At 58.0% G+C, this 16,201-nt stretch carries 14 protein-coding genes; 5 read left to right on the top strand and 9 right to left on the bottom strand.

The genetic code is table 11. From position 1 onward, the window contains the following. Positions 1–59: 59 nt before the first annotated feature. The 6 genes from rsmA to HH303_RS17490 are packed head-to-tail and all read right to left on the bottom strand — an operon-like array spanning position 60 to position 7,677. Entirely contained in the window at positions 60–899 is an 840-nt protein-coding gene (rsmA, locus tag HH303_RS17515; RefSeq protein ID WP_169626656.1) for a 16S rRNA (adenine(1518)-N(6)/adenine(1519)-N(6))-dimethyltransferase RsmA, read from the bottom strand. Beyond that, entirely contained in the window at positions 896–1,909 is a 1,014-nt protein-coding gene (gene pdxA, locus HH303_RS17510) for a 4-hydroxythreonine-4-phosphate dehydrogenase PdxA (RefSeq protein ID WP_169626655.1), read from the bottom strand. Before pdxA ends, rsmA begins: the two co-directional genes overlap by 4 nt. Positions 1,910–1,920: 11 nt before the next feature. Then, positions 1,921–3,219 (bottom strand): peptidylprolyl isomerase, encoded by a 1,299-nt coding sequence (locus HH303_RS17505; protein WP_169626654.1) that lies wholly within the window; start codon positions 3,217–3,219, stop codon positions 1,921–1,923. After that, positions 3,219–5,441, bottom strand: coding sequence for an LPS-assembly protein LptD (locus HH303_RS17500; RefSeq protein ID WP_169626653.1), 2,223 nt, complete (start codon positions 5,439–5,441; stop codon positions 3,219–3,221). The genes HH303_RS17505 and HH303_RS17500 overlap by 1 nt, the downstream gene beginning before the upstream one ends. Then, positions 5,441–6,541 (bottom strand): LPS export ABC transporter permease LptG, encoded by a 1,101-nt coding sequence (gene lptG / locus HH303_RS17495; protein ID WP_169626652.1) that lies wholly within the window; start codon positions 6,539–6,541, stop codon positions 5,441–5,443. The genes HH303_RS17500 and lptG overlap by 1 nt, the downstream gene beginning before the upstream one ends. 14 nt (positions 6,542–6,555) lie before the next feature. Beyond that, positions 6,556–7,677 (bottom strand): LptF/LptG family permease, encoded by a 1,122-nt coding sequence (locus tag HH303_RS17490; RefSeq protein WP_169626651.1) that lies wholly within the window; start codon positions 7,675–7,677, stop codon positions 6,556–6,558. Positions 7,678–8,006: 329 nt separating this feature from the next. Between HH303_RS17490 and HH303_RS17485 the strand changes: the two genes are divergently transcribed. Together HH303_RS17485 and HH303_RS17480 are read left to right on the top strand one after the other, a co-directional pair. Continuing rightward, positions 8,007–9,488 carry a leucyl aminopeptidase gene (locus HH303_RS17485; RefSeq protein WP_169626650.1) on the top strand — a complete coding sequence of 494 codons (1,482 nt, stop codon included), beginning with the start codon at positions 8,007–8,009 and terminating at the stop codon, positions 9,486–9,488. Between the two features lie 6 nt (positions 9,489–9,494). After that, positions 9,495–10,025, top strand: coding sequence for a DNA polymerase III subunit chi (locus tag HH303_RS17480; protein ID WP_169626649.1), 531 nt, complete (start codon positions 9,495–9,497; stop codon positions 10,023–10,025). Here HH303_RS17480 and HH303_RS17475 read toward each other — a convergent pair. After that, a complete protein-coding gene (locus HH303_RS17475; RefSeq protein WP_169626648.1) occupies positions 10,007–10,591 on the bottom strand; it encodes a PAS domain-containing protein in 585 nt (194 codons plus the stop codon). The two genes, HH303_RS17480 and HH303_RS17475, sit on opposite strands and share 19 nt — an antisense overlap. 240 nt (positions 10,592–10,831) lie before the next feature. Here HH303_RS17475 and HH303_RS17470 point away from each other — a divergent pair, with 240 nt between their 5' ends. Both HH303_RS17470 and HH303_RS17465 read left to right on the top strand, forming a co-directional pair. Continuing rightward, the gene (locus tag HH303_RS17470) at positions 10,832–11,431 is read left to right on the top strand and encodes a superoxide dismutase (protein WP_169626647.1); all 600 of its coding nucleotides are present in this window, start codon (positions 10,832–10,834) and stop codon (positions 11,429–11,431) included. A 91-nt stretch (positions 11,432–11,522) separates the two neighbouring features. Next, entirely contained in the window at positions 11,523–11,996 is a 474-nt protein-coding gene (locus HH303_RS17465) for an NUDIX domain-containing protein (RefSeq protein ID WP_169626646.1), read from the top strand. A gap of 32 nt (positions 11,997–12,028) precedes the next feature. Here HH303_RS17465 and HH303_RS17460 read toward each other — a convergent pair whose 3' ends face one another. Both HH303_RS17460 and HH303_RS17455 read right to left on the bottom strand, forming a co-directional pair. Next, a complete protein-coding gene (locus HH303_RS17460) occupies positions 12,029–13,648 on the bottom strand; it encodes a hypothetical protein (protein WP_169626645.1) in 1,620 nt (539 codons plus the stop codon). Positions 13,649–13,735: 87 nt separating this feature from the next. Continuing rightward, positions 13,736–14,569, bottom strand: coding sequence for a hypothetical protein (locus tag HH303_RS17455; RefSeq protein ID WP_169626644.1), 834 nt, complete (start codon positions 14,567–14,569; stop codon positions 13,736–13,738). A 174-nt stretch (positions 14,570–14,743) separates the two neighbouring features. Between HH303_RS17455 and gatB the strand changes: the two genes are divergently transcribed. Further along, entirely contained in the window at positions 14,744–16,201 is a 1,458-nt protein-coding gene (gatB, locus tag HH303_RS17450; RefSeq protein WP_169626643.1) for an Asp-tRNA(Asn)/Glu-tRNA(Gln) amidotransferase subunit GatB, read from the top strand.

The following is a 16,201-nucleotide window of genomic DNA, read 5'->3' as shown; positions in this document are numbered from 1 at the left end:
CCGGTCTGTTTCTTCGAATGCGGGAACGGCGCCGGTCTGCGGCGCCGTTTTCGTATCCGCTATTCCATGGCTTTGGCGAGGGCCTCAAATTCCGAAACGGTCAGTTCTTCGGCGCGCTTGGTCGCGGCAATTCCGACCGATGACAGCAGGCCTTCCGGATCGGTGGTGATCGATTTCAGCGCCCCCCGCAACATCTTCCGGCGCTGACCGAAGGCGGCCTGAGTGACACGTTCCAAGGATGCCATGCTGCATGCGGTCGGTGCCGGGGTTTTCGGGATCAGGGACACGACGGCGGAGGATACCTTCGGTGGCGGTGTAAAGGCCTGCGGCGGCAAGGTCATGACCATCCGCGTATCGCAGCGCCAATTGCACAGGACCGATAGGCGGGAAAATGCCTTCTCGCCCGGGGCGGCGACGATCCTATCCGCCACTTCCTTTTGGAACATCAACGTCATGGAAGCGATGCGGTCCGCCTGTTTCAACCAGCCGATCAGCAACGGCGTTGCGATATTGTAGGGAAGGTTGGCAACGATGCGGATCGGGGCAGGGCCCAATTCCGTCACATCGACGTCCAGGGCGTCGCCGTCTATCAGGGTCAACCGACCGGCAGCTGCGGTGACCAGGGGCGCCAGTGCGACATGGCAGCGCGCGTCCCGTTCCACGGCAACGACGCGTTCCGCCCCCTGGCCCAGCAATCCCCGAGTCAATCCACCGGGGCCGGGGCCGATTTCAACGACGGTACCGGTGGAAAGGTCCCCCGCCGACCGGGCGATCTTCGCCGTCAGGTTCAGGTCCAGAAGGAAGTTCTGTCCCAGTGATTTGCGGGCCGCGAGGTCGTTTTCGGCGATGACGGTTCTAAGGGGCGGAAGGTCGGCCACGGCGTCAACGGGGTCGGTCATGACGCGTGTCGTTCCGTATCAAGTTCGGCCATCCGGCCGGCCGCCTTCAGGGCGGCGATCAGGCTATCCGGTCGGGCGGTGCCGGTTCCCGCCAGGTTGAAGGCGGTGCCGTGATCCGGCGACGTTCGGATGAACGGTAGTCCCAGTGTGATATTGACCCCGCCGTGGAAGTCCAGGGTCTTCACCGGGATCAATGCTTGGTCGTGATACATGCAGATCGCGACGTCATAAGTGCGGCGCGCTTCGGCATGGAACATGGTGTCGGCGGGCAGGGGGCCGACAATTCGTATCCCATCCGCGCGTAGCCGCGCCAGGGCGGGCTGTAGGACGGTCTCTTCTTCGCGGCCCAATGCACCGCCTTCTCCGGCATGGGGGTTGAGCCCGGCTACCGCGAGGGTTGGGGCGGGCAGGCCGAACCATCGTTTCAGGGCGGCGTCGGTGATGCGGCAGGTTTCTTCGATCGCCTCAGGCGTCAGACTGTCAGGGACACTGCGCAGGCTTTGGTGAATGGTCACGGGAACCGCACGCAATCCGCCACCTTCCAACAGCATCACGGTCCTGGCGACGCCCGCCAATTCTCCTAGATACTCGGTATGGCCCGGATGCCGGAACCCGCCCTCATACAGGACGGATTTATTGATCGGCAGCGTCGTGACGGCGCTGGCTTGCCCGGATTGGCACAGCGTGACGGCGTGCCGGATAGCGCCCAGAACACTGTCTGTATTGGCGGGGGACGGATGCCCCGGCTTCACCTGCTTTTGAAGCGGCAGGGGAAGAACGGGCAGCGCATCGTCGAAACACGCGACGGCGTCGTCAGAACTGTCGATGGTCCGCAAAGGTACCGGATCTTGCCGGAACGCGGCGATGCCTGAGAGCCATTCGGGATCGCCGATAAGGAAAAAAGGCGCCAGATCGATTTTTTTTCTTCGCTGCCAGGCGTCCAACAGGATTTCCCCGCCGATCCCGGCCGGTTCGCCCATGGTAACGGCAATGGGAGCGTCAGGTCGCATCGAAAGGCGTCCTAGAGCCGGATGTCGATGAAGGCTTCGCGGCGCAAATCGCGCATTTTCCGTCGAATGACGAGTTCCAGCTTACGGTCAGCGAGTTGTCGGTAAATCTGATCGCGCTCCGGCAATTTCAGGGCCGGCGCATCCCGTTTGCATACCATCATCAAGGAAACGCTGTTACCGGCGTTCAGAGGGACGGAGGTCTGACCGGTATCCAGGGACAGGATCGTCGACCGGATCGGTTCACGCATATCGCCGATACGGATATCGTTCAACGCGGCGATGCTCGCGTCGCTTCGACCATCCGCATATGCCTTTATGTCCTCGCAGGTATTGAAGGACGCTTTCACTTGCATCAGTTCCGTTGCAATTTGGTCCCGTGCGGCATCTGCGTTCCCAGCGGGCAGTCGCACGACCATCTGATACATGTCGACCGTCGCGTCCAGCGGGTTGCTGCCCAATGTCTGCATGTCGGTGACATACAGTAGATAATAACCGGTAATACTGCGGATCGGGGCGGACACCATGCCGGGGGACAGATTCGCCAATACGGCGTCCATATCGTCCGGCAGTTGACCGGGGCTCAACCATCCTAGATCGCCGCCCTGGCTGGCGCTGCTGCTTTCGGAAAAGCTGCGGGCAACGGACGAGAAGTCGGCACCGGACCGGATTTCGCCCAAAAGGCGTTCGATGTTTTGTCGGACCTCTATGTCGTGATCCGGGTTGTCCACACCCAGAAAAATTTCATAAACCCGCTTCTGCGGCTTGCCTGCGGCGGATTGCAAGCGGTCTAATTCCTCATCGATTTCTTCTTCCCCGACATCGATTTCGCGTACAAGCCGTCGCTGTGTGTATTTTTGCCAGAGGAGCTGGGCGCGAAGTTGATTTCTCAACGTCTGTAGGTCTACCCCCTGGCGGGCGAGGACAGAGGCCAGTTCGAGGGGGGGGATTTTGTTACGTTCGGCTAGGGCCGATATTTCATTATCGATTTCCCGATCAGTGACCGACGTACCCTTACTTTCCGCTTCCTGCATCTGCAGGCGCTCGTCGATGAGGCTGCGCAAGATCTGCGGCATCAATCGTTGCCGGGTTTGTGCATCGAGACGAAGGTTCGAAGACAAAGCCGCAAGGCGGAGCCGTTGGTCGAGATCGAGAATGGAAATGATGTCGTCGTTCACGACAGCGGCGATTCGAAGGACGTTTTCCCCGCTGCTTTGCGCCCGCGCCATTGGGGCGGTTGCCAATAGCAGGCATCCGGCCAAACCGACGAAGAACCCGATGCCAGTTAGAACATGTCGAAAAACGCCAGGCATCAGAATTCCACCTCGGTAAGGGTTTTGAATGTGAGACGGAACAACATGGCGTTCTCCTTCTCGACATCGGCACTGTAGGTGTAGTTCCGGGTAAAGCTGCTGTCGAAAATAAAGCACTCGTCTTCGTAAACAAGTTGCAGGCTGTGGCTGAGGGCGCCGCCGTCATCCGTCAGGTCGCGCAGGGTCGACGCGCGTCCCGCCCAGAAATCGTTGAACTTGCTTCCGACGCTAAGAGAAACTTGTTCGACATCATTCGCCGCGCTATCGAGGCTGCTTCGAACAAAGGTATAGTTCGATGTGACGTTGAGCCCTTCGCCGCCGACCCGGAGACTGAGTTCATTTCGGTTTGCCAGGAACTCGTCCGATTTCATGTTGAAGCGATAGTAACCGGCCAAATACTTGTTCGGAACCACGGTGACGCGCCCGACCCAATCCGAGCGGCTGTTTTCGATCCCGGTATCGAGCTTGAGGTCGTTATCGTCGTGGAAGCGGTAACTTTGACCGAGGAATGCGGACAGCAAACCGCCGTCATCGGAGTAATCGGAAACGGTGATCCCGGCGACGGCGCGTTGGCCGGTCTCCAACCTGTCCAGCCCGTTGATCCGGTTTTTCGCCAGAATGTTGATATCGTCGGTTTCGAATACGGCACTTTCGCTAAGCGGAATGCTGGGATCATTCCCGCCATTCGGTGAGGCAAAAATTGCGACAACAGGTTCGATGACTTGCCTGCCGCCTTCCGAATACCGAACAAAGGGATACCGGGACTCAAGGGCGACTCTGGGCACGACACGGCCAACAAATCCATCTTCGACGGATCTGCCTTGCTCATCAATATTCGAGATCTGATCGACATAGTAAAGATCGCTTCGCAAGCCTGCGCTCGCCGTGGTGACAATCCCGATGCTCGAAACGAATTCCTTGCGGTATCCGGTATCTAGAGAAACGCGCTGACTGTCGGCATCGTCCCCGTCGTACAGGCTCCGGACATTGGCGTTGAACGCCCAACGCCCGCCGAATTTGTCTGCTTCGCCCAGCCCGGCATAATCCAATACCGGCAGCACGACCGGGGCGTCGGATCGCTGCCCTAGCCGAAGGTCCTGAAATGTCATGGCTTTGGCCGACATGTAATTCCGCCCGCGAAACCCTTCCGCATACGCGGTCGATAGCATGGAGTTTCCTGGATCGTTCCAGAATCCATACCGGCGCAGATAGGTCTGATCGGTTGATCGATTTAGCGACCAACCCGCGCGCCAGGTTTCGTCCAGGTCGAATTTACCGTTGGAATAAATGTGGCCGCGGAATGCGTCTTCATCGATCCTTTCGATCGTCGTGTCGCCGATCCGCCGGTCATCGAAGGTGAAGCTGCCGGAGAGGTCGAATTCGCCCGTGTCGTATGCTTGCCTATATTCGCCGGAAAAGAATCCACCCTGCTCCGTCGTGAAAATTGGGTCGATGGTTGCATCGCGGTCCGGTCCGATATTCCAGAAGAACGGCGTTTGCAGAAACGCGCCCGTTGATGTTTTCGTACCGAAGGACGGCGCCAGCAGGCCGGTTTGCCGCTTCACGGTCGGGTCCGGGTGCGTGAAGTACGGCGTGTAGGCAACGGGGACGCCGTAGAGTTCCAAGCTAGCGTCGTAGTATTCGATCTGCTTGTCGGCCTGATTATGCACCACGGTTCCGGCCTTGACCTGCCACAGCGGCGGGCTGGTCGGGTCGTCTTCACAAACGTTACAGGGAGAATAGACCCCTTTGACCATTTCCGTCACATTGCCGTTGCTGCGTCGACCGCCGGCCGCGGCGATCCGAGCATTGTCAGCGAGCAGGATGCGAAGGTTTTCGATCGTGCCTTCTTTCAGATCTTCGGTCAGTTCGACATAGTCGGCAAAAATGACTTCGCCGGTTTCCTCGAGTATCTGCACGTTCCCTGACGCGGTCACGGTTTTGGAGTTCTGGTTGTAGCTCAACGTGTCCGACAGAAGAATTCGGCTGCCATGCGCGATTTCCACCGATCCGCGAGCGACGATGACGCCCAGTTCTTGATCCTGGGAGACTTCATCCGCCCGCAGCAAGATCGGCATGCCGCTGGCATCGACCGTTTGCGCCTGTTCGGGCGCGGCCTGCGAGGCCGTCGTTTGCGCGGACGCACTGATCGATGCGCCGACGGCGATCAACGATGAGAGCAGGGCGATGCCTGCCAGGGATCGTGCGCCTGTCATACGCATCAACCGTCCTCCAAATGTAACAACGCGGTAACACCCAGCATCGTACTAACCCCGGCAGGGGTCCATGCGGCGAATTCCGCCGGAATACTCATGGACAGTCCAAGCGCGTGAACGACATTGGTGAAGAAATAGAGCAGGAAGCCGGACAGGACGCCACCGACCACCATCATACCGGTGGACGAGCGACGCGACGTCCGGATTGAGAAGATCGCCGCGATCAATACCATGGCGCAAAGCAGTACTGGCGTCGCCAGCAAACTGTGCAGATAAAGCCGATGGGCGTTCGCGTTGAATCCCGCTTCTTCCATTGTCCCGATAAAGCGGGGCAATTCCCAGAAGGAGAGAGTATCCGCCGAGGCAAAACTGTCCTGGATACCCTTCATCGTCAGATTGGTACCCAGTCGGTATGTCTCCACAAACCGTGTATCGGCACCGGGTTGCGACAAATAGGCGGAATTCAATTCCCAATATCCGTTGCGCAGAACGGCGTTTGCCGCATCGATCCGTCCGACGAACCGGTCGCCGGCTTCCAGTTCGAGAACGACGACATCCTCCAGCGTGGCGGCGTCTCCGGCGCCGACGACCTTGTCGGCATGGATGACGTCCTGTTCGTCCTGGGATCCCTGACGCAGCCATACTCCGGTTTCCGACACTGCGAATTCTGCCCGGTTTTTGCCGAGATACTTGCTTTCCATCGCCTCGTAATTGGCGCGCATCGCCGCCGCGAAGGGATTGAAAATCGTGACCAAAAGGACGCCGGTAATGAAGGTTATGATGATCGGCGCGGTCAGGAATTGCCATGCGGACACGCCCGCGGCGCGCGCAACGACAAGCTCATTGGCGCGTGCCAACCGCCAGAAACACATCATGCCGCCCAACAGAACGGCGAAGGGAAGCATATCCTGTACGAGATGTGGTAGCTTAAGAAGCGACATCTGGATCAGGACTTCCGTCGTCACTTCTTCCTTTGCGGATCCCTTGCGAAGCAATTCGACAATGTCGAACATGGCGACGATCGCTAGCAATGTGGCAAACACACCGGCAAGCCACAGCAAGAAATGCCGGCTGAGATAAAGAGAGAAAATCGCTGGAATTCGCATCTTCCCGACTCCGGTTAACCCGTCGATACCGCAGTGTCGAACGGAGGGGGCCGAAGTTTGTGGCGGCGTAGTTTCACGATGGCGAACAGACCCAGGATAATTGGCAGAATAGCGTTGGCATAAATCACCGGCAGGAATACGGGCTGTTTACCAGCCAGCGACACCGTCGCCATATGACCGACAAGGATAAGGATCATCACCGATACGGCCCCGACAATCGTGAAAATATTGCCCTGGCGCGAAAACCCGCCGCGCAGGATGAACGCCAGTGCAATGGCCGCATAGCTGATCGGCAAAAGAGGTGTCGCGAGCCGGTTATGCGCTTCCGCAATCAGTTTCGGCGCATAGAACGAATCGTTCGGATCGCTATAGTCCGGTGAAATCAGGTCGGGGAGGAACCGTTCTTCCGGTTGGGTCCAAATCGTTGTGTCGCCTTCCGTCGAAACGCCGATATCGATCGTCGTCCGGTCGAATTCCACCAAATGCAGCTTTCCGTCCTTGAACGATTGACGGCTGCCGTTCACGACCAGAATGCGCGGACCTGCGGGCGATTCTACGACGGCCCCACGTTCCGCCAGGATCGTATAGGGGGCCTTCGGATTTTCCTGATTATGATACAGAATCCCGAACAGTTCCGATCCCTCGCGCTCTTTCACGAACAGCGTGATCGTGTCGCCAACGGTGGTGAAGCGTCCCTCGTGCAGGAGTGCGGCCCCCCATTGCGATCGGTTCTTTTCGACGTGAAAGCGCATTTCCTGCGCGGCGACAGGCATCAGGAATAAGGTCATGGCAACGCACAGCGCGCTGATGACCAGCGCAACGACCAGGGCGGGCTTTGCGAGTCCGAAGGAACTGAGCCCTGCGGATCGCATCACGACCAATTCGCTGTCGTTGATCATGCGGTTGTAGGTGAAAAGTACCGCGCCGAAGAAAGCGATCGGCATCACAAGGGCGACGAAACGCGGCACCATGAGAGAGGCGATATAGGCGAATTCCGTCACCGGTAGACCGCGGTTCACGATCAGATCAACAAGACGAACCGACTGGATCAGCATCACGGCAAGACACAGAACGACGGTCGCGAATACCGTCACCCCGATCAGCTGCTTCATGATATAGCGGTTCAGTCGGTTCATTTTACAACATTTAGCACTGGCGCAAGGCGTTCAGATAAGAATGGAACAATTAGCAGAAAGCGATTGATTCCGCACGTTTTTTCTCACCACAATTTTTTCAATTTACCTATTATTACTTCTCGCTTCGGCGCGGATCGAATCATCGGCACGGCTAGATTCGCAACGAACCGCTGTTTTCCCGAGGGACGGGGATAAAGTCAAGCGGACTGACTGACGCGCCATGACTGTTGAAGGGTTGATTTTCCGCCGCGTCCGGCCAAGCTATTCTCCAATCGGTATCTTGCCGCCGCACGGGCATGTCATGTTTGTTTCTAAAAAGGACCTTCCGAATGAAAATCAGTTTTTCCGAAAGTTTCGAACTGCCGAAATCCGGCCTTGTGGCCGTTGGGATCGAAGAGGGCGGGCATTTGCCCCCGGCGGCGCGCGCGGTTGATGAAGCGACCGGCGGCGCGGTGTCCCGCGCGCTCGCCGGGAACCGATTTTCCGGCAAGAAGGCGGAAACACTGACTCTGGTTGCACCGGCAGGCGTCAGTGTCGCCCGGATCGTGTTGTTCGGTGTCGGGAAAGGCCTCGAAGCGGCGGATTGGCTGACATTGGGTGGTAAACTGGTCGGTGCTGCGAACGGCGCAGGCGATAGTCAGGTCGCGGCCCTGCTCGATTGCGGCGCGGACGATCTGATCTCTGCCGCCGTCGGCGTGGCGGAAGGGGCGAAGCTCGGCGCGTATCGCTTCGATAAGTACTTCACGAAGAAAAAGGCGGAAGAAAAGCCGAGCGTGAAAGGACTTACAGTTCGCGTCGCGGGCGCGACGGCCGCGAAGAAGGCGTTTAAGGCCCGCGAGGCCGTGGTCGACGGCGTGTACCTCACACGCGACGTGGTGTCGGAGCCGCCGAACGTCATTTACCCGGAAACCCTTGCTGCGCGCTGCAAGGAGTTGGAGGAACTCGGCCTCGAAGTCGAAATCCTCAATGAAAAGAAGATGGCGAAACTCGGCATGGGTGCGCTTCTGGGAGTTGGCCAAGGGTCCGCCCGGGAAAGTTTCCTGGTGTCCATGACGTGGAAGGGCGGCGCGAAAAATCAGGCGCCGGTAGCCTTCGTCGGCAAGGGCGTGACCTTCGATACCGGCGGAATTTCCCTGAAGCCCGGCCCCGGTATGGAAGAAATGAAATGGGATATGGGCGGTTCCGGAACGGTCATCGGCCTGATGAAGGCACTTGCGGGCCGTAAGGCGAAGGTAAACGCCGTCGGCGTCGTCGGGCTGGTGGAAAACATGCCGGACGGCAATGCGCAACGTCCGGGCGATGTGGTGACGTCCATGTCCGGTCAGACCATCGAAATCCACAATACGGATGCGGAAGGCCGCCTCGTTCTGGCGGATGCTCTTTGGTACACGCAGGAAACCTTCAAACCGAAGGTTATGATCGATCTGGCCACCCTGACCGGCGCCATGGTCATCGCGCTGGGTCATGAACAGGCCGGTATGTTCAGCAATGACGACGACCTCGCCGCGCAACTGACGCAGGCCGGGAAGGACAGCGGAGAGCCGGTATGGCGCATGCCGTTGGGCGATGCCTATGACAAGATGCTGACATCCGACTGCGCCGACATGAAGAATATCGGCGGACGGGCGGCCGGGTCGATCACGGCGGCGCAGTTTCTACAGCGCTTCGTGAAGGACACGGTCTGGGCCCATTTGGATATCGCTGGCATGGCCTGGGCCAACAAGTCCACGCCGATGGTGCCGAAAGGGGCGTCCGGCTATGGCGTGCGTCTGCTCGATCGGTTCGTTTCCGACGTCTATGAGGCGAAATAAGCGTCCATGACCGAGATCCGTTTCTATCATCTGCAACGAACGCCCTTGGAAGCGGCGTTACCGAGGATGCTGGAAATGTGTCTGTCGCGGGATTGGAAGGCGGTTGTCATGGCGCGGTCCAAGGAGCGCGTCGCGGATTTGGGGGAACGGTTGTGGACATATGACGACCGTTCCTTCCTGCCGCATGGCGATGCGTCAGACGGCCATGCCGACCAACAGCCGATCTGGCTGACGGACTCCGACGAGAACCCGAACGGGGCATCTGTCCTGTTTCTGACGGATGGCGCGATATCCGATGGGATCGCGTCCTATGATCTTGTCTGTCGTCTTTTCGATGGCCGGGATGAAGAGGCGGTCGCCGCCGCCAGAAAATGTTGGTCCGCCGAAAAGGACGACGGGCATCACCTGACATACTGGCAGCAGACCGATCGCGGCTGGGAAAAAAAGGCGGAGCACGGCGCCGCGAAACCGGCATCCGAAAGCGAGTCGGCGGAAACCGCGGCGGGTATGTCCGGCGATCAGGCGGACTCGACGTAAACTTCGTCTGCAAACGGTGCCGGGGTTCCGTTTCCGATATCCAGGTAGATACGCTCACTCAAGCCGAATTCTTCCAAATGGGTGCGCGTTGTCGGGTCGTAGGACAGCGGCACGTTTTCGACGCTGTGGAACAGCATCAGAACCGGTCTTTCCCCCGTTACACTGTCCGGTTTCCCCAAAAGCGGCAATCCTAGGGATTCGACGGGAACGGCGGTGCCATCGGCGGTTCGGATAACCATCCGGGCGATCATACCGGCAGGATGGTCAATGGCGGCGAGCAAGCCTCGCAATGCCTTGGCCCGGCGTTCCTCGGGTACGAACTCGAGATAATCGCGGCCCGTGATATCGGCGCCGTGCCGCCGGACAAGCGCCGTACCGCATAAGCGGATGTAAATGCGTTTCCGGTCCTGTACTTCATGCAGGATGAAACGCGGCAGCAGGCGCGGGACGTCGGTCGGGTCGAAATCGGCGCGGGATGGGATCAGGCCGTCTCTAGGCAGTGACAACCAGTAGTCGGCGAAATCCTTGTTTCGCGGATGGATGTCCGAAATCTGTTGCGATACCACGGTGATCCTCACGCGTTTTGGCGCGGTTTTTCGTGCCCCTTTAGGCCGCGCATCAATGCCCCGGGGCATGATGCGCGCGATTTCGTTTAACATCTCTTAACAGGGATCGGAGAATTCCTGTTGATAATCATCCCGAAAGCCCTACGTTTCGCCGTGTGACGAAGGGGATAGGGGACGTCTTCATATTCCTGTCCCTGTTTGTCGATGATATCACGAATTCACACCGCAAGAGAGGACATCATGCCGATCTCACTGCCCGACCTGCCTTACGCTCAAAACGCGCTGGAGCCGCATATCACGGCCAACACGCTCAGCTTCCACCACGGCAAGCACCACAATGCTTATGTCGTGAAGTGTAACGAGCTGACCGCGGGCACCGATCTGGAAAACGCCTCGGTCGAAGAAATCACCATGGCCGCGCACAAGAAGGGCGACCAGGGTCTGTTCAATCAGGCGGCCCAGGTCTGGAACCACACCTTCTACTGGAATTCGATGAGCCCGAACGGCGGCGGCAAGCCGACCGGCGCGATCGCGGCGAAGATCGATGAGGACTTCGGTTCCTACGAAGAGTTCGCGACCCAGTTCAAGAATGCCGGTGCGACGCAGTTCGGCTCCGGCTGGGCCTGGCTGGTGTTGGACGGCGGCAAGCTGAAAGTCGAAAAGACCCCGAATGCGGGCACGCCGCTGGTCGACGGCAAGACGCCGATCCTGACCATGGATGTGTGGGAACACGCCTATTACCTGGACTTCCAGAACCGCCGCCCGGATTACATGGGCGCCTTCCTGGAACACCTGGTCAATTGGGATTTCGCGAACGCCAATCTGGCCGCCGCGTCCTGATTTTCCGGCTTGTGCCGATGGAAACGCCGCCTCGAAAGGGGCGGCGTTTTCCGTTTCTGATACCAGAACGACCGAAAGAAGCGTGACGAGAATGGATACAGTCCGGAATTTCCCAATCACCGGTATCTTGAAACCGGCCGATGCGACGGCAGTGATCATCTGGACGCCGGATGGCCGCTATCTGATGCAGGTCCGCGACGACATTCCTGGAATTTTCTATCCGGGTCACTACGGTCTGTTCGGCGGGGCGCGCGAAGACGGCGAAACTTTTGAAGAATGCGCGATCCGGGAAGTTCGCGAAGAACTGGACCTTGATATCCGCGGGCATCTACGCCCGTTCACCTCCTGCATGCTTGGTTTCGAGCCGTTCGGATATGGACGGGTCGAACGCGTCTTCTTCGATTGTTGCCTTCCGGAAGACGCGCTTACTGGCCTCGTATTAACCGAAGGCCAACGATACGAACTGATTGACGGAGAGACGCTCCTGTCGATGAAGCGGGTCACACCCTACGATGCCTTCGCCCTGTGGCAGCATATAAATGTGCGAAACAGTCCCGCTCGATAAGGTCGTGGTGATCGCCATACCGGAAGAATTTTCTACGGGGATTGATTCTTTCGTCGCGCGTCCCGCCATTTTTCGACACTGTCAGACATTCCGATTTCCTGGAAAATGGTTCGCGCCGTTGCAATCACTTGCGCGGCGGCCATTCCGGCGTGAAGACGTTTGTCGTACAGGACGAGCGGAATCAGCGTTTCCGTTCGGACGACGTCCCCGTTTAGCAAATACGACTGATCGCCGTTCATAAGGGAGGCATCGGTTCCGTAGGCGAGATGCGAAAGCCGCATCTCGCCCATCATTCTTTCGCTGGTGCGCGCTTCAAAGAGATTTACCTGGATGTCGAGTTGCGCCAAGGCGGCACCCCGCGTGCTGTATCTCCATTCCGCGAGATTGCCGGACAATGGTTCGTCCGGCGTGGGGCGGCGTATGGTATATTTCAGGAAGGGGGACGGGGTGCCGGTGGTGGAGATGAAGGCCGGTTTCGGGAGGTCGATACTGGCAAATTGATCTCCGACGAAGCCGCGCAAATTCTTTTCGAAGCCTTTGAGACCGTCATCTTTGTTATCGATGACGATGGTTGGTTGAGACTCCCAACGGATCAGGACTGCATTTGCGGGAACGTCGCTACAAGCGGTCGGTGCGGCGTCTAAATTTCCCCAAAGTACCGTATGGCAAAATGAATCCAGCACCGCTTCGGCATCATATCGACCCTGGGGGTCATAGCGCAGGATCAGCATAAAAGCGACGGCCGCAAGCCCGCCAATAATCGGTACACCCCAAGACACCCAAATATTCTTAAACAGTGCGCCGAATTTCGGGGTGCGGGGTTGGGGGACATAGACGGCGGGCCGTTCTCCAGACGACGGTGTCGTATCGGAAATCGCCTCAATATCCGCTTGGGAGGGCGCATATACCAGCAAATCCTTTACCGACGGTCGCCGAACAAGCGCGATACACCAAACCGCGCCGAAATAGATAAGCGCCACACCGGAAATGAGCCCCGCGATATAATCCCCGGTGAGAATGTCGCTCTTGGTTAGAACGACAAACGTCGCGATAACCCCGCCCAAAAGCATCAAAAGTGAAAGAGAGTAGAATTTGATGCGCGTCCACCCTGATGCCGGTGTTGCGGTAGCGAGCTCGCTAGGGCGCAGTTTCACGACCGGCGGACGTACCTCGTCTATGCGTCGAACGCCGGGTGTGTGGTCGAGTTCTTCCCGGACTTTACGGACGATAACTCGGTTGTAGAACCTGAAGACAAGGGCAATTGGAAAAGCGCCGACGAGAACCCCGGCAAAGACGGCTGCAAAGGATCCCGTCTCGCTGAAAAAGTCCGGATATCGATCATGAAGACCGTGAAAAACCAAATCCATAAAGTTTCGGGTCGGATCGGAAAAAAGCGCAAAGAGGGCGATCGCCGCGACAATCACGATCGCGATCACGACGCCGAACATGTAACTGCTGCCGAACGGTAGGGGGCGGTTCCCTTTCCAGACGCTTCGCCTTGGGGAGGCGATCTGCGCGGCAACAGAGAAGGGCAAATGATAACCGGGCGCTTCTTTCGACGGCCAATAGAGTATCCGATTGCCGGAATCGACGAAGAATCCGTGTGTCTGCCTCTCGGTGTACCCAAAGCCCAGAAAACCGTATTCCGACATTGTTCCCCCAATCGCATCGGCTTAGATAAAATTAATTCTACCCGCGTTGCGAGCGGTTGGGGAAGACTTGCTGACGGCTAAAAAACATCAATTGGGGTTGTCGCCGGAATTTTCTTTCAGAGTAATGCGGATATGGTTCACAGCCGCAGCGTGGGTCATTGGATCAAGGAAAGTGACGTCCCGCTTACGAACACCAATAATCCCGGCCCATGTCATGGGCGCCAGAATCCAAGAAAACCACGCAGCGGCTGCGAGCGCGACGACCCTGTCACCAGGCAACAAGTCGTTAATCAAGGCGAAAATAAGAATTCCTGCAGGGGCAACAATAAATGGAGCGCGTTCCAACCAAAACTTCGTTAGGCTGGGATCGCCGTCCGTTATCGATACATCGTCGTAAGCGGGATGGATTACAATTGGTGTCGGGCACGGTTGGTTCACCAATTCCGTCTTGAACGAATGCAGTCGATGTATGACGTCTTTCTTGGCGGTGCGCGTTTGGAAAAAACCTGCGATTACGGGGAACACGAATGAAAGCGGGAGTAATGTACCGAAGACGATACCAGCTGGAGAAAACAGCGTTGGGACTAGTTCTGCAATTCGTTCGCTGATGGGGATGAAGGCTGCTGCCGCCGCCATGTACACAACCATCATGGCGATTGAACCGAGGAACCATTTTAGAACACGAAACTTTTCTGCCTTTCGTTCGGTTTCGTTCGACGGCGAGAACAAATCATCTACTTTGTTGGGATCGTTCAGTGGAGCCCAAGCGAGTTTCAATGCATCAATGAGGGACAGGCGGTAGCCTGGAGCCTGTTTCGACGGCCAGAAAATCACTGTATCGTCATGATCGACAAAAAAGCCCGCTTCTTGGCTCTCGTTCGGATGCTGTCCAAGAAAGCGGTATTGGTTTGCTAAAGTCACAGCGTAAGTCCTGTTTTCTCAACTGTTCCTGCCCGCTTTGCATTAGTACGTGGGATGATTTGCTATTCAAGCGGGCAGAACGCTGGGGAGTCGTTTTATGGTGACACCCTTGCTCAATCCCGCGCCACTCGCTATCTCTCAACCTTTCTTCAAACGCCGCGAACGGGCAGTCACATGAGCAACTTGATCAAAGGCAAAACGGGCGAGTGGGAAGTGGTGATCGGCATGGAAATCCATGCGCAGGTCACGTCCAACGCCAAGCTGTTTTCGGGCGCGCCGACAACGTTCGGGGCGGAGCCGAACAGTCAGGTTTCCCTGGTCGATGCGGCCATGCCCGGCATGCTGCCCGTCGTGAATGCGGAAGCCGTGCGTCAGGCCGTGCGCACCGGCCTTGCCCTGAATTCCAAGGTCAATAAGCATTCGGTTTTCGCGCGGAAGAACTATTTCTATGCCGATCTGCCGCAGGGCTATCAGATCAGCCAGTATGAGGAGCCGATCATTGGCGAGGGCGAGATCGAGATCGACCTGGAAGACGGCACGACCCGCACCGTGGGGATTGAACGCCTGCACCTGGAACAGGATGCGGGGAAGCTGATCCACGATCAATTGCCGGAAAAGACGCTGGTCGATCTGAACCGCGCCGGAACGCCGCTGATGGAAATCGTATCGCGGCCTGATATTCGCTCGGCGGAAGAGGCGTCGGCCTATGTCGCGAAGATGCGGTCCATCCTGCGCTATATCGGGTCCTGCGACGGGAACATGCAGGAAGGCTCCATGCGGGCCGACATCAACGTGTCGGTGCGCAAGCCGGGCGGTCCGCTGGGCACGCGGGCCGAGGTTAAGAACGTCAACTCCCTGCGCTTCATTCGGCAGGCGGTCGAGGTTGAGGCCCGTCGTCAGATCAAACTGATCGAAAGCGGCAGCGAGATCGTGCAGGAAACCCGCCTGTTCGACCCGAATAAGGGGGAGACGCGGTCCATGCGGTCCAAGGAAGACGCGCATGATTACCGCTATTTCCCGGACCCGGACTTGCTGCCCATCGAATTCGACGATGCGTTCATCGCGGACTGCAAGGCGACCCTGCCGGAATTGCCGGATGCGAAAAAGCACCGGTTCATGGAGACATATGGCCTATCCGCCTATGATGCGGGCGTGTTGGTCGCGGAACGGGAAACGGCGGAATTCTTCGAAACCGCCGCGAAGGCGTGCGGCGATGCGAAACTGGCGTCCAACTGGGTGACGGTGGAGCTCTTCGCGCGCCTGAAGGAAGCGGGCCAGACGCTGGCCGACAGCAAGGTCGGCGCGGAGGGCCTGGGCGGATTGTTGGCCTTGATCAAGGATGGATCGATTTCCGGTAAGATCGCCAAGGACGTGCTGGACGAGATGTTCGAGACCGGCAAGGGCGCGTCGGAAATCGTCGAGGCCAAGGGTCTGAAACAGATTTCCGATACCGGTGCGCTGGAAGGCGTGGTCGATAAGCTGATCGCCGACAATCCGGGGCAGGTCGAGGCCTACCGTGGCGGCAAGACCGGCTTGATCGGCTGGTTCGTCGGTCAGGTGATGAAGGAAACCAAGGGCCAGGCGAACCCGGCCATGGTCAATCAGCTGCTCAAGGCGAAACTGGACGGCTAG

The organism is Pacificispira spongiicola (assembly GCF_012926505.1).
Lineage (GTDB): Bacteria > Pseudomonadota > Alphaproteobacteria > UBA8366 > Aestuariispiraceae > Pacificispira > Pacificispira spongiicola.
The sequence above is the reverse complement of the archived record's forward strand: the minus strand, read 5'-3'. Positions and strand labels throughout refer to the sequence as shown.